Here is a 15,536-nt window from a genome sequence, read left to right on the forward strand (position 1 = left end):
CACTGTCACCATTGCAACCATAGTCCATAATTTCAATTAGTTTCTCATCACATCACTAAAGTAGTAGCGATATAACTGACATCGCGGTTCCACTTCATTACCTGTCAGTTTGACTAAACCCATACTCTGTAACTGATATGCAGAGATTGTTTCTAATCTCACTGGTGCATTACAAGTAATGACCAGTTGAAAGGCTGTCATCAGTTTTGGTTCTTGTTGTAAACTCAACCAATGCTCTCGTAAATGATGACGATAAATACCTGCATCTGTGGCAGCTTCTGCTAATAATTCTTCTAGGGTGATATGGGGAAAACTTTTCAGGTGAGAAAATGCCTGTTGCAACAGGTAAGGATGACCACCTACCAATTCCATTAGGGGGTCTATGAGGTTAGAATCTGTGGATAACTCATATTGCCTGGCTAATGTCTGTACCTGTTCTCTAGTTAATTCTGGTAGCTCTATGGGCAATCCTACATTAAAAGGGGACTGGTTAATATTCAGGCGGATATAAACATCGGTAGAATGAGCGATCGCTAATCGCAGTTTTTTCCAATTCTCCCTACTTCTGGCTTTCTCATACCAAGAACGCAAGAGTCCAAAAAAGTCTTCGTACACTTCAGGATAGGGAAATAGCAAATCCACATCATCTAGGCACAGCACCAGGGGTCTGTCTGCTTCTGCTAATAAATATTCTTCCAAATAAGTGGTGCAACTAACCTTGGCCCCAATTCCTTCTTCATCCCAATAGTCTTCTAATTGATTCGTCAAGTTCATTTCCCGACTGAGATTCAGACAGAACCAACGCAAAAATTTATTGAGGTTAGTGAGATGAGTTTTCCGATCTGCCATTTCCAGACTTAAACTGACGGTGCGATACCCATGCTGGGCTACTTTCGCTAAAATTTTTTCCATCAGCGCAGTTTTACCCATGAGTTTTGGTGCTTTGATTCGCATCAAGGAACCAGGCTGTAACAAGGTTTCATAACATAGTGATTCTATGGGATCGCGTTCCACATAAAATTGTGATTCGCTCAATTTTAATGGTGATGGCATGACATCTGGTACAAAATTATTTTTGCTAGATGAACCATTATTCTTCTGATGATTACCATTGATTGATTGCACGTTCAATACCAGAGATTCATGAGCAAATTGTCGTTCCCAACACTGTTTTTCCCAACGTCGTTTTAGAGCTTCTTTAAAATTACTTTTTTTGACTTTTTCTCCTAAGGCATCTGTCAAGACTTTCCATAACTTAGGCGCTACATCTTGACTAATGTAACTAGTTGCGTATTGGTGTTTAGCCGCAATTTGGTCGTAGTCTTCTCGCTCCCAAGCACCTTTAAGCACAATTATTTCAACATCAGTTAAGCTTCTATAAAATTTTGCGAAAACTGCTTGGTTGGCGCTTTTAATTGCCTCTTCTAAGTTAAAAGCCATGATGCTCTGGAGTGAAGTTTTGCATAAAATTTAGCATGTATGCTGCTCAATCCAGCTATTAGTAAAAATTAATTCATAAATTCGATTATGTATTTTTAAAAAACCTTGTTCTTTAATTAGTAAACCTGATAGTAGCAACTCTTTCTCATCCAGACTATCAACCGCAGGCACTTGTCCCTCCTCTAAAACTCGTTGATATAGTTCCAGCATTGGTTGAGGGGGCCGTTCACCTTTGAGGACGCGATCGCGGATTGTCCTTAAATGCTCTGGTTCGTCCTGGGCCTCCCAATATTCTATAATGTTGGTGCGAATCAAGTTTTCAATCCAGTCTTTTTCACTTTTTTCCGGCACAGTAGCACCACAGGAGCGGATCATCTGGCAAATCTTTTGAGTCAAGAATGGCTGGCCATTAGTCCAGAATAACACTTCCTTCAGGACAGCTTGGGGGTTACTAACTTTATCTGCTAATCCTACCAGCAGTGGTTGAGCTTCATGGGGTTGAAAACCATGTAATTGAATTGCTTGACCAATATTAAATGGTGTGCGTCGATAATCGGTAATTAAATCGCTAGGAGTTGCTACCCCAAATAGCGCGAAGCACAATCGCTTATATTCGGGATTAATACTGCGTTGGTTATAACAAGAACGAATCAAGGCAAAGAAATCATTAACGGGAAAATCTAAGCCTAAAACACTATCAATTTCATCAAAGAAGATAATGATTTTGGGGGGAACATCGCTATCAGTAGATGTCACTTCTTTTAACAGTACATTTTCTAAAAATTTACTTAATTGTTGTACAGGAGAAAGATTGAGATGTTCTTGCCACCAAGCTTTTAAATTCACCTTACCGAACAGGTCAAAACTTTGCCATAGTTCCACAATTAAACCCTTATACCATTGTTCTGGGGTAATGTTTTCATTACCAATACGAGTCATATCAATAGCAGCACAACACAATTCTTCTTGCTGTAGGTGGTGCATCATCCGCACCATCAAACTGGATTTACCCATTTGTCGAGTGTTGAGGATATAACAAAAATCGCCTTTGGTTAAAGCTTTGTAGAGATAACGATCTGCTGATCGCACCACATAGGTAGGAGCATCAATAGGTAAACTTCCCCCAACTTGATAATCATATTCTGCGGCTTGTTCGTCACTTTTGAGAAGGGCATTTTCAAATTCTAATTTGGCTTGAGTAGCTTTGAGAACTTCTAAAGTTTGTGTGAGTTCTTGGGTTCGTTCTTCTACTTTTTGTTCGAGAGTGGCATATAAGCGAGAGTTTTCAATAGATATTGCTGCTTGACTAGAAAGAATATTTAAAACTTCCACTCGATTAGGAGTAAAAGCCCCGGTGGTGAGATTATTTTCTAAATATAAAATGCCACTTAATTTCCCTTGATTAAGGAGGGGAGTGCAGAGAATTGATTTCGGTTGGGTAGCAACAATGTAGGGGTCACGGGTATATTGTCCCTCTTGACCAGCATCATGGAGAATCACGCTTTCCTGACTACGGGCCACGTAGTGGATAATGGCAGAGGAGAGGAGAGGAGTTTGACGAACAGGATCTAGAGAATCCAAGGGTAGGGATTGAAGAATAGTCATGTCCTCACAATCCACAGATGCGATCGCTTCAATCAACCACTGTTCATGGGAATATAACAGCAGAACCCCTTTTTGTGCCCCTGCATTCTCAATCATGATTTTCATTAATTTAGCTAGCAAGTTGCTGAGAATGATTTCTTCCGCAAGTGCATAAGACGCTTTCATGACTGTTGCTAAGTCAAGCAAATCTCCACTTTTACCGGTGGTAGACACCGTAGTGCTCAAACTTTGAACTGTTCTTTCCTGACCAAGACCAATTAATAATTGAGGATATTCGGTTTCTAATTGTTTGACTTTAACTATCGCTCCCCAGCGAGTATAGCAATGATGGGCATTCCGCAAATATAATTGACCGATTTCTTCCCTACCTAAAGCCAAATAAAACTCCGCTGTTCGTTCATAGGCTATAGCTTCTTCATGGAGAAATTCGGATTTTTTTGCTCCTTGAATCGCCCTTTCATAAAGTTCTTGAGCTTGCCAATTTTGACCCATGATTTTGGCTTTTTCTGCTGCCAACAAGTCATACTTATGCTGGAAGTTTTCTGGACAATATTCTGCCCAGATTTTGATATTTTCTAAATTTTTATCTACTTGCTCCATTAATTCTTGTTGCGGGTTGGTTTCACCACAAATCTGACTATAGGCCAGCAACGTTAAACAAGCATAAAAAGTATGTTGAGGAGCAGTTAAAAAGGAGCCAGCAGCAGCTACGTATTTTTCTGCATTCCTAGCAGTGGTAGCAGCAGCAAGGTAATCTTTGCAAATATAGAAGTAAACAGTTTTGCCAAAATAAGCAAAAAAGAGTAACCAGGCACTACTACTTTCTTCCCAATTTTTTAAATATCCTGCTTCCTCTTCTGGAGTAGCACCAACCATAACTCCATATTCATATTCAGGATCATATCTGAATAAATTAATGACTAAATTTTGTAATATTTCTATGCAATATTGGGAATAAGCAATGGCTGTTTTTTGAATAAATGTAGAATATTTATGGCAATCTTCATGCAATTCCTCTAAATTATATCCACTTAAAAATTTCAGCCAGCAATAATCAATTGCCAAATAACTAGCAAACTCATTATCTCCCGTGTCTATACTCGTTTTAAAACCATAAATTAATTGTTGAAAGGCTAGAGGATTTCTCAGAAATCCTTTCCAATGCCAAATATTCCCATAATATATATGTAAAACAGGAGGTTCTAATTTTCTAAGATTAAATTTTTCTAGCAACTTAATCGCTAACTTCCCAAACTTATCTCCACTATTAATATCTTGGGTTAAACTACATAATAATGTCCCATACATGCCATAAATACAGACTATTGGTGGCGAATTCCCATATTTAAGAGATAGATTAATTAATGTTAATAATACTTCTATAGATAAAGGAAAATTAGTGGTAGTAATCGCGGTTAATGTCTGCTGTAACATGAGAATGATAGCTGTGTGTGCTTGATCACTCATGACAGGCAAATTCACCAAATCTTCAATATCCGCTAAATTGTTGGTTTGTAAAAATAGTTGAATTGCCTCTTGTTGTTGTTGAATTTTATCAGCCACATCACTAGAGGGTTGAGCAATATTTAAACCAAGTTCTTTCACAGCAGACATAGCTGTATCTATTGCCTGCTCAGGTTTAAATGCTGTATAATAATAGGAAATTTTTAATTGATTGACCTTGGCTTTATCCAGTACCTCTTGAGCTTGTTCTAAAAGCATTGCTGATAGCTGTTCAAATTGTTTAAATTCCTGATTAAAATACAGCATTTCTAAATTTTCTATCTGCAATTCCCAGGTCAACTGATAATATTTCTTCCAGTTATTCTTCCCTAATAGCTTGATACCAGTTTGTAAATAATTTAATGCAGATTGATAAGCGGTAGATGCTTTAGCTTTTTTCCCTGCTTGTAGATTTAATTGAGCTAATTGATTCTTTTCTGACTGTTTCTTGATTAACTGAGTTCCCTCATTCAGGTGATTAACAAGTTTAAAAATGTTTTCTTCCCAGGCATTGACTGGAGTGTTCTTGAGCAGAAGACGACCTATTTGTAGATGTAGAGCTTTTTTCTCTTCTGCTCCCATCAAACTATAAGCTGCTTGCTGTACTCGGTCATGCAAAAATTTATAGGGGATAATCTGAGGATATTGAGGAATGAAAGAAGGGGAAATTTCTTCAGTATCACTGGCTATTTCGTCCTGAGACCACAGCAGAGGGAGTTTATAGTCATTGCTTAAGGGTATAATTAAGCCTTCCTTTAGGGCTGGTTGTAATTGTTGTGAAGTAATGATTGGAGATTTCTTATTAACAACCGCCAGAATTTCTAAATTAAATTCATTCCCTATACAAGCAGCTAATTTTAAAAGATTTTGAGTAGTTTGGTCAAGTTTAGCAATTTTCCTGACCATTAAATCAACTACATTATCCGTTATCCCTATATTTTGTATTTGCTCAATATCCCATCGCCAAAAACAATCTTGATTTTCTTGATTATCTAAGTGACTAGGATTATGAAATACTAATAATTTTTCTTGATATAAAGTTTGCAATAGTTGATTTAAGAAAAAAGCATTGCCTCCGGTTTTAGCTAAAACTAAATCTGCTAGAGGTTGGGCATATGCTTGAGAACAATGTAAGGTGTCGGCAACTAATTGATTAACATGGTGAATTGCCAACGGTTGAAGAACTATTTGATTTACCTTTGCTGCTGTTTTGTGAATTTGCTCTAAAGTTTGAATTAAAGGATGAGTGGGGTTAACTTCATTATCTCGATAGGCTCCAATAATTAATAAATATTGAATATCACTATTAGTGATTAACTTTTCCACTAAATTTAAAGATGGTAAATCTGCCCACTGTAAATCATCTAGAAAAATTGTTAATGGATGTTCTTTTTGACTAAAAACATTGATGAATCTAGTAAAAAATAAATTAAACCTATTTTGTGATTCAGTCGCACCTATTCGCTCAATAGCTGGCTGTTTACCAATAATTTTCTCTAGTTCAGGAATAACATCAATGATAATTTGACCATTACTGCCTAAAGCTTCTAAGATTTTCTTGCGCCAATTTTGTAAAACTATATCTGGTTCACTCAGTAGTTGACGAATTAAATCTTGAAATGCTTGAGTGATAGCTGCGTAGGGAATATCTCTTTGTAACTGATCAAATTTGCCCTGAATAAAATATCCTCGTTGATAGGTAATTGGTTTATGAATTTCATGCACCAAAGCAGATTTACCAATACCTGAATAACCAGATACTAGTATCATCTCTGTATTACCTTGACTTACTCGCTCAAAAGTATTTAATAATTGCCCAATTTCCTGCTCTCGACCATATAACTTTTGTGGGATATTAAATTTATCGGCAATATCTTGGCTACCTAAAGAAAATTGATAAATTTTACCCTGGCTCTTTAATTGCTCCAAACATTTTTCTAAATCGGCTTTGATACCCCAAGCACTTTGATATCTTTCCTCTGGTGTTTTTGCTAACAGTTTGGCGACAATATTCGATAAAGTTAAGGGAATAGATGAAATTTGTTCATGAGGAGTTTTAGGATGTTGGGCAATATGACAATGGACTAATTCCATTGGATCTTTAGTGGTAAAGGGTAATTGATGAGTCAACGCTTCATAAAAAGTGACTCCCAAGGCATAAAAATCACTCCGATAATCTATTCCTTGGTTCATTCTCCCTGTTTGTTCAGGAGCTATATAAGCTAAAGTTCCTTCTAGTTGATTGATGTGACAGACTTTCTGGTTTTCTTGAAATAACTGAGTAGAAATACCAAAATCAATTATTTTCAGTTGTCCAGTTTTTTGGTTATAAACTATATTCGCAGGGTTGATATCTTTATGAATAATATTAGCTTTATGGATATCTGCTAAACTTTCAGTGGTTTTAATGGCAATCGTTAAAAACTCTTCTAAACTAAACTGGCGTTTAGACATCAACAGATTCAGCGATTGACCGCCAAAATCTTCTAATATCATTACTAAACTATTTTTATATCGCTGCAATCCATAAACTTTAATAACTCGGTCTGTAGTTAAGGAACGAGTAATTTCATACTCCTGCTTATACCTTGTTAATTCAGAGGGAGATGGATAATTCTCTTTGAGGATTTTTAAAATAATCGGTTGTTGATCTGGTTCTAATATTCCCCGAAACACCAGTGAATTAGCACTTTCATAGATTTTGTCAATTATTTGGTAGTTAATTGTATTTTCGTCCATATTATATCTAATAGGTAATAAAAATAACTCATAAGTTTATATAATACTAAAAAATACAGGTAATAGTGAATAGTTTAACTACTTTCTATCACCTGTATTTTTGTTAAAATTTGAGATGCAAATACTCTTGTCTTGTTTAAGAACAGCTACTTAAAGGAATGTAGGGATAGGGAGGAGTATAATATAAAACATTGACCAGATATTTTCCATCATCTGTCTGATCATAAAAGGGAATGTCTCCATCTTTATCCGAGGCATAAGCCCATGTTTTAATATGCTGGGCAGGTAGATTTAATTCAGAGGGGATGGGAGGATAGGGAAAAACCACTCTCGCAGCTAAAGAATTACTGGTTGGACTAGTTGACATCTCTCTCACATTTCCCTGAAAGATATTCCAACTTACTTCTAAGCTATACTCTGTGACGATTTCGCCCGTACTCAAAATAGGCGGATAAATTTGGTGGTACTGTTCTTGGCCAGGTTCACCAAGTTTATAGTATGCTTGTCCCGCTAAGAGGAGACTCAAAGCTATACCCTGCCAAGCTAGACTACTAGGTAAAATTAATAGTCTTGATGCTTCATCAGGGTCTTGTTTGGGTTTAAGTGGATAGTAAGGATCTAGGTTGTCTGGTATTAAATGATCAGGGGGATAATTTGGTGTAATCAGGAAAATTTCCCTGGCCACCAAACCATCTAATAGGTCAAATTGGATATTATTCCATTGGCCATTAGTGAATTGATTCCAGATGTATCGATGGTCTTTATTGGCTTCTAAATAGGCATCCCATGTTTTAGCAATTAACTGAGACATTTGCCGAGTCTGAAGTAAATTGCGAATAGGGCTATAAAAATTATTTAATTCGACACTGGCATAGTCATTTTCATCACTAGATTGTTCTGCTGCCAAGGCTTGGACAAAACCATTTGCCAAAACTGAACCAGGGGATGGTAGGTATGAACCTATTTTTTCAGGATCGCCTACACGTGGATACTCTAACTTTTTGAGCTTTCTGACACTGCTATAGTCAAGCTGATATTCCGAGGAGCTAAATTCTCCTCTGGTTTTAGTGACTATTGTTGTTTCAATATGTGGGCCTGGTGGTACTTGATGGGAATTATTCTGAGCACGAGGAGTCACTAATAGTATTTGGTAAAGGCTATCATCTCTATACCAATCCCTTGTTTTGAGGGGATCTAGGGAAGCACACAACTTAACTGATTGACGCATGGTAATATTTGACCTTATTGCTGATTAACAAGTTGGGAAATAGTTCAAGTCAAACTGTAGAAACGGCAAGGATTATCCCAAACTATTTTTTGGATTGTGGCTGGAGATAAACCATCAAGTCCTAATAATGTGTTGACAATGTTAGGTTTATGATCCATATGGGGATAATCTGAACCGAAGATTAAGTTGTCAGTCCCGATCAAGTCGATAATTTGGGTTAAGTAAGGTTCCGACGGCTCAATGGCCACAAAACATTGGCGAAGGAAATACTCCGATGGTTTTATTTTTACATGACTCTTTACTTCCCAATGTAAATTTTCATACTCTTCATCTAATCGCCATAACCAGTAAGGAACCCAGCCACAACCAGACTCGAAAAAACATACCTTTAATTGTGGATGACGTTCTAGTACCCCACCTTCAATTAAGGCTAATAAGGCCATCATGTGCTCTAGGGGATGGGAACAGGCGTGCATGGCAAAACGGGTATGAAATCGATCTGCACCTGTGGTGGGTAAACGGCTGTGGGTTCCTTCGTGAATTCCTATTGCTATGCCTAATTCCTCGCAGGCTGTCCAAAATGGTTCATAGGCAGGATCGCTTAAAAGTCGCCCTTTGACGGGATTAGGGCGTAAAAAGACGGCTTTACAGCCAAATTCGGCGATACGATGTAATTCGGACACCATTTGCTCTGGGTCATGGAGATTAATTGCTCCTACGCCTTTTAATTGTTCTGGTGCATAACTGCAAAATTCCTCATATAACCAAGTGTTATAGGCATGGGTAAAGGCTCCTACTACTTCGGGTGGCATGGTATCAATGGCGAATATCCAGAGTCCGTAGGTAGGATACAGAAATGCGATATCAATGCCCATCTGTACCATATTTTGCAGATGGGATTCGGGATCATATCGTTGGAAATAAGCATTGGGGTGAGCATTCATCATTTGCTTATTGCCCTCTTCTAGGACAGGTTGTGATATCTTGCCCAAGATTGATTGTCCTTGAATTTTCATATCTGGAGAGGGGGCAAAGTGGCGAAATTCTGGGGGTAGATACTTAGCCCACATGTACTGAGGCTCGATTACATGGGAATCAGCGTCAATGATTTTATATCCATGCAGCATGGTTGTATGAGTTGTGGTGAAAGGCTGATGACTGAGGAGATAGGAAGGAAGGAAAAAGTGTTGAATTTTGAATGGGTATTACATCCACATAGGATAGGGGTTGAGTTGGGTTTGTGTGAGGGGCTGTTGTAACCAACCCATCTGTACAGGAACGTCATACAATCTTCCTGAACCTAAGCGTCTCCACATATGACGCATTCCCGGTATGATGACTTTAGCTACCCTGAGTCCCACATCAGGACGGGTCTGGTCAAGCACTAGCATTTCTAGTCCCTTTTGTTCTACGATTTGCTGGCAAAGTTGCACATCTGCGAGGAGGTCGTCGTGGGCTATTTGGGGATAATCGCGATCAAGTTTTGTGTGACTTTGGTGGTTTGGTAACAAATATGGTTGATTAGCCACGGTTGCAGACTGCCACCATTCTATCGCCAAGCGATCGCCTGATTGGGGATAAATAGTCCGACCATCTGGTGTACAAGGTAAGACGTTGGGTAGAATTTGATTTACTTCCGTTAAGGCTCGACTGATGGCAATAACTGGGTCAAAATGAGTGCCATAACCTAAAACAATATCTTCTACTGCCCGATTTTTTCTGTGTGTAATGGCTGCAAAGGTAGGAATATTTAAATCACTGCTAATATCTAGTACCCAAAGTTCGCGGTCAAGGCTTTGATAATATTGTTTGAGTTCCTGAAAATAAGGTACATCAAAACTATCCAAATCTACCGCTGGTCGAGATATGCGGTTATACCACCACAAAGCTACACTATCTCGCTCCACTAATTCCATAAATGCTTGGAGAATGGCTTCTTCGATGGTATTACCTGCCGCGCACCCATTGGAATCAGCCCAACAATCGGGTTTATAGGGTGGGGAATAGCCATAATAGCAGTAAGCTGTGGGTAAATATTTGAATTCTTGGTGAGTGAGAGACCACACAGGTGTCCAATCAATTTCTCTTTCTTCGTCAAAGGGTTCTGGGACTTTTTGAAACCATCCTTGACATTGGGCATTCCATTCTTCCCGATTTTGATATTGTTCTGGGCTGAAATTCATGCAAGCATTGGGGTGAATGGCTTTGTCTCCCAGTTGTTGATAACTGCCTTTGTGGATGATTTCGTTGCCTTGAAATACCCCAGAATATCTTTCAATCCCTTCACAGAAACCACTAGCCCTAGCTTGGGTATCCGTCCGACCTTTACCACCACTACGACCACCCAAATTTTGACGTAAACTCTCGATATTGTCAAAAACGCTGAGAAAATGATGTTTAGCAATGTAGGTGTGGGTTAAACCGTTGCCTGGTATTTTCCTCAGTTCTCTAATCACACCTGTAATGGGGCTAATGTGATGTTGATATCTTCTGAGAGTTTCTTGGGGTGAACAATAGCGATGTCCTCCATCAGCAGTAAAAGCTTTTTTCCGATGTCCTAAAACCACTGGTCGCGGTATGTTTTCTTTCCCCTGGAGTTCACCACAGCTAGGACATTGGGGCCGCTTGACGAGGGTATGGTCTTGGGTTTGTAGGGTCAAGGTGTCATAGGTAATAATTTTCCCCGCTAATCGTTGATTTTGCCCTTGAATAATCCATTTAAACAGTTCTGTCGCTGCCATTCCTAAGCCTGTTTGGACTGTGGAAGGAAGGAAACCTAGAGGAGGAGAGAGGGAAGTTTGTTGATGTGTTTGCAGATATCTAGTGACTGGTCTGTTATCACGTAAACGACTCGCTAAACATTCCCAACAACCGGTTTGCTGGGGCTGAAATATGGGGCCTATCCACAAAATTGTTCCCAGAGGGTTGACCAACATCCAGGGAGATTGTGATGCTAATGCTTGGTGATTAAATTCTGCTAAATCTGGATGTAGATAGTCATCGGTTAAGATAACGGTGATATCTCCCGCATCACCTACTTGAATATGCACAGATGCTAGGAGGTCGGTGAAGTCTGCGGTGGCAAGTGATCCCAAGGCTTTGACTGCTACCTTTGTCGATTGTAACCTTTGGGCAGCAACTAGGGGTGTGAGGTGAAGATGATGGCAGAAAATCGCTAATTGAGAGGGTAGTGAGTCGTCTTGTTCTACTAAATAACCCTGTTGTTCTAGTTGAAATAGGGCATATTGGGTTTTAACACTGACATCAAGAACACTTTGAAAAAATTCGGTTTTTTCTGGGGAAATGTGTTGTAGTAGTTCCAGTTGAATGATGTCAATAATCTCTTCAACGGTATAACTTTGCTGTTCTAGTAAAGCTGCAATACGATAGGAAAAGCGATCGCTCAATAACACTGTATCTCGCTCAGAGAGAAGAAATATCTGCTCTGGTTCTATAGTTGCTACAGAGTAAAGGGGTTTAAAGGTTGGTTGATTGAGCATATTTATATATGATTTATTGTTTTGAAATACTTTCGATATAATTCGCAACTAGGAGTTACTTTATCTTTTAAATGTTTAATTAATCCCATGCTGCTTAATTTATAAGTCATACTGGGTTCTAATGATATTGGTTCGGTCGAATTAATCACAGTATATAATGCTTGAGCTAATTCAGGCTGTTCTTGTAATGTTGCTTGATGTCGCTGCAAATGATAGGCATAAACTCCAGTTGGTGTTACTGCTGTTTCTAGAAGTTCCGGTAAAGTAATTTCTCCTTGACTGAGATGATAAATAGCCATGTGTACAAATGCCGGATGTCCTTCCACCAAAGACATTAATTCCTGGGCTTCTTGATAGTTAGTCCAGTGGAGTCCATAGCGTTGTGCTAAATGTTGTACCTGTTCTAAACTAAAATCACTCAACTCTACTGGTAAGCCCACATTAAAAGGAGATTGTTTTAATTGTAGAGGTACATAAATTTCCGTGGAATGGACAATAATTAGGCGTAAATTTCTCCAAACCTGGTCTCTTTTTGCTTCTTCATACCAAGAACGAAACAGAGGTAAAACATCTTTAGCAACGGCAGGATGTTCAAAAATATATTGAACTTCATCTATTGCTAATACTAGGGGTTTCTTCAATTGTTTTAAAATATGATTCTTTAAATATAAAGAGCAACTAATTTTACTGCCAATATCTTCATCCCAGTAATCATCTAATTTTGATTCCATTTGCAATTGATTGGTGATATTGGCACATAACCACCGCAGAAACCGATGTAAATCACGCAAAATTACATCGTCAATTTGTTCTAGACTTAAGCTGACTGTATGATAATTTTGTTTAAGTGAATAATCTAACATCCTCAACAATAAAGAAGTTTTCCCCATTTCTCTCGGTGCCTTCACTCTCACTAAAGCACCAGGTTTTCTAATTTCATCACAAACCTGAGTTTCCACTATTGAGCGTTCTATATAAAAAGGTGAACCAAGGGGAACTGCTCCACTAGGATAACAAGGTAAATTGATGGGGTTGTCTGTATTTTTAAGCGTGTTAGCAGACTCAGGTATATTAGCCGCAGAGACAACATTTGTTGAATCACCTGAATAGACATCAACTTTTGATGCTGTTAATTGTTGATTAACCCAGTCTAAATTAAAAATTTTGGCGTAGATTGGGTTTTTGACTATTAAATTGCTTTGATGTTGAGTAACTAGTCCTGAAAGCCGTAATTGCAAATATTCAGGAATATGATCTGAGGGGATTTTCCCCTGTTTAATAATCTGTTTGTATAAGGTTAATAGCTTTTCGCTGTTGGGTGTATTCCGCACCAAGCGATCGCGTATAGTTCTTAAATGCTCCGGTTCGTCTTGAGATTCCCAGTTTTGAAGAATTTGACTATGGACAATTTGCTCAATCCACTGCTTTTCTTCCCCTGGTGGTGGTGGAGGACATTCTGTACTAGAATTGCAGCAGCAGTTATTGACAATTAGCCAACACAACTTTTGAGTTAAAAAAGGTTGTCCATTCGTCCAATACAAAACTTCTTTTAACACCGCTTCTGGGTTAATAATCTTGCCTATCAATCCTTGAATTAAAGGTTGACTTTCAGCCAATTTAAATCCTTGTAATTCAATCGCTCTACCAATATTAAAAGGTGTAGAAAAATTTTTATCTTGAATTAAATCAGAAGGGGCAGCCACCCCCAACAGAGCAAATGAAAGCCTTCGATAAGCTGGATTCAAAGCCCGGTTTTCATAACAGTGGCGAATCAGTCCAAAAAATTCATCTGTGGAAAAATTCAGCCCTAATACATTATCAATTTCATCAATAAAAATAACTATTTTTTCTTGAATTTGGGTTAATAAAACTGTTTCGATAAATTCATTTAAACATTGGATAGGAGAAAGATCATCCCGTTCTTTTAACCAACTACGTCGATTAATTTGTAACTTAAAACCACTAATTAATTCCTGAATTATGCCCCCATACCATTGGGAAGGAGTAATTTGTTGACTACCAATGCCACTCAACTCAATTTCTGCACAAGCAATTCCTGTGGCACGTAAACTTTCCATTGTCCGTACTCGTAAGCTAGACTTACCCATTTGCCTAGCATTGAGAACATAACAATATTCTCCCGCTAATAACCCTTGGTAAAGTTCGGTGTCAGCTTGACGCACCACATAGGTAGGTGCATCTGGGGGAAGACTACCACCAGGTTGATATTGATAGGTGGCATTGAATTTGGCAAACATGAATAGTTGTGAAAAGCTGTAAGTATCAGGCAGAAATATATATTAGTATAATATATTACTAATTTAATATAAATTTTTTACTGTCTTATACCGTTTCTTTGTGTGGCTGCATAAATGTTTACCCATCGGTTGCGTCGTTCACCCTTGCCAAGAGGGGACTACTGTTTAGATGTTATGGGTGATGTAGGGTTTTGTTGTGTCAACCCAACCTACTCGCTATAAATTAATTAGCTCAAAATAGCAAATTTTCAAAAGGATAACTTTGCTTCCAACGATAGGTGTTAAAGTCACGTTGATCTACTGAAAAAATGCGCCCATGTCCTAAATGTTCTGCTAAAATTACTAAGGAAGCATCAGCTAAATCCATTGGCAAATTAGCATATTGTTCCATTAGCTGAATAATTCGCGGATTATGGTGAGCTTCTAAATTAAAAACTGTAAATAATTCTTGTTGCAGACTGTTTAAAAAAGTAATTTGCGCTTGAACTCCTTTGCGAGTTAGTAAAAGATAACAGGTTTCGGTGACAACACACCATGTTGTAATTAATGGTTCGTTGTATTTTTTAAAAGTTTGTTTTGTTTGTTCGTGGTAGGTGTCTTTTTGGTCAATGAGAGCTAACCAAAATCCTGTATCAACTATGATCATATTTATTGGGTAATGTATTAGATAAAGCTTCTTTATATGTGGTTGATAAATTTTCATCTACAGAACAACAACCAATTAATCCAATTTCATCAAATTTTTCATAGATAGTTTTTTCTTGATGATGATTTTCTGGTTGTAGATAACGTTTTTTTAGTAATTGAATAAAATCAAGTAGTAAGATTTGTGCTTCTTCTGGTAAGCTGTTAATTTCTTGAGATATTTCTGCAAGTTTGATATCCATAATTACTGCCTTCTTTGAGTTATTTTTCCTACCATTATACTGTATTTTCTGATTCTAAGCTAATTACACCTATTAAAATTTGATTACAGAGAGCAAGTTCAAAGAAGGTTTCTATGGTGGGTTTTTCAGGAATAGAAGATAGGATTTCTTGTTGAATAGATGCTAGTATAATTCGTATGAGATGCCAACCTTCTTTGATTGGTAATTTTAATACCTATTCTTGTAATTATTGTAATTCAATCATAATTTTGTTGTTAACTTTAATTTCCCTATTCTAACAGATGCTTACATAATGATGATTTCTGTCCCACATATAGCAATCCTACCTCAATCCTGAGAAAATACCTAGATAAAAATCCTTGTTTTATAAGTATTT

8 protein-coding genes are annotated in these 15,536 nt (G+C 37.8%); all 8 read right to left on the reverse strand.

All coding sequences use genetic code 11. The features are described from left to right. Positions 1-36: 36 nt before the first annotated feature. The 8 genes from H6G73_RS13860 to H6G73_RS13895 all read right to left on the reverse strand — a co-directional run bounded on the left by H6G73_RS13860 (position 37) and on the right by H6G73_RS13895 (position 15,160). Entirely contained in the window at positions 37-1,440 is a 1,404-nt protein-coding gene (locus H6G73_RS13860) for an AAA-like domain-containing protein (RefSeq protein WP_190605382.1), read from the reverse strand. 30 nt (positions 1,441-1,470) lie between these two features. Next, entirely contained in the window at positions 1,471-7,287 is a 5,817-nt protein-coding gene (locus H6G73_RS13865; protein WP_190605383.1) for an AAA family ATPase, read from the reverse strand. Positions 7,288-7,423: 136 nt separating this feature from the next. Further along, entirely contained in the window at positions 7,424-8,515 is a 1,092-nt protein-coding gene (locus tag H6G73_RS13870) for a hypothetical protein (RefSeq protein WP_190605385.1), read from the reverse strand. A gap of 44 nt (positions 8,516-8,559) precedes the next feature. Continuing rightward, on the reverse strand, positions 8,560-9,642 hold the full coding sequence (locus H6G73_RS13875; RefSeq protein WP_190605387.1) for an amidohydrolase family protein: 1,083 nt from the start codon (positions 9,640-9,642) through the stop codon (positions 8,560-8,562). 78 nt (positions 9,643-9,720) lie between these two features. Beyond that, positions 9,721-12,015, reverse strand: a complete 2,295-nt coding sequence (locus H6G73_RS13880) for a TOMM precursor leader peptide-binding protein (protein WP_190605389.1) — start codon at positions 12,013-12,015, stop codon at positions 9,721-9,723. Positions 12,016-12,017: 2 nt separating this feature from the next. Further along, positions 12,018-14,273, reverse strand: coding sequence for an AAA-like domain-containing protein (locus H6G73_RS13885; RefSeq protein ID WP_190605391.1), 2,256 nt, complete (start codon positions 14,271-14,273; stop codon positions 12,018-12,020). Between the two features lie 232 nt (positions 14,274-14,505). Continuing rightward, positions 14,506-14,919, reverse strand: coding sequence for a type II toxin-antitoxin system VapC family toxin (locus tag H6G73_RS13890; protein WP_190605393.1), 414 nt, complete (start codon positions 14,917-14,919; stop codon positions 14,506-14,508). Then, positions 14,906-15,160: a DUF2281 domain-containing protein gene (locus H6G73_RS13895; protein ID WP_190605395.1), complete on the reverse strand. Its 255-nt coding sequence runs from the start codon at positions 15,158-15,160 to the stop codon at positions 14,906-14,908. Before H6G73_RS13895 ends, H6G73_RS13890 begins: the two co-directional genes overlap by 14 nt. Positions 15,161-15,536 lie beyond the last annotated feature (376 nt).

It is taken from the genome of Richelia sinica FACHB-800, from assembly GCF_014698825.1.
GTDB lineage: Bacteria > Cyanobacteriota > Cyanobacteriia > Cyanobacteriales > Nostocaceae > FACHB-800.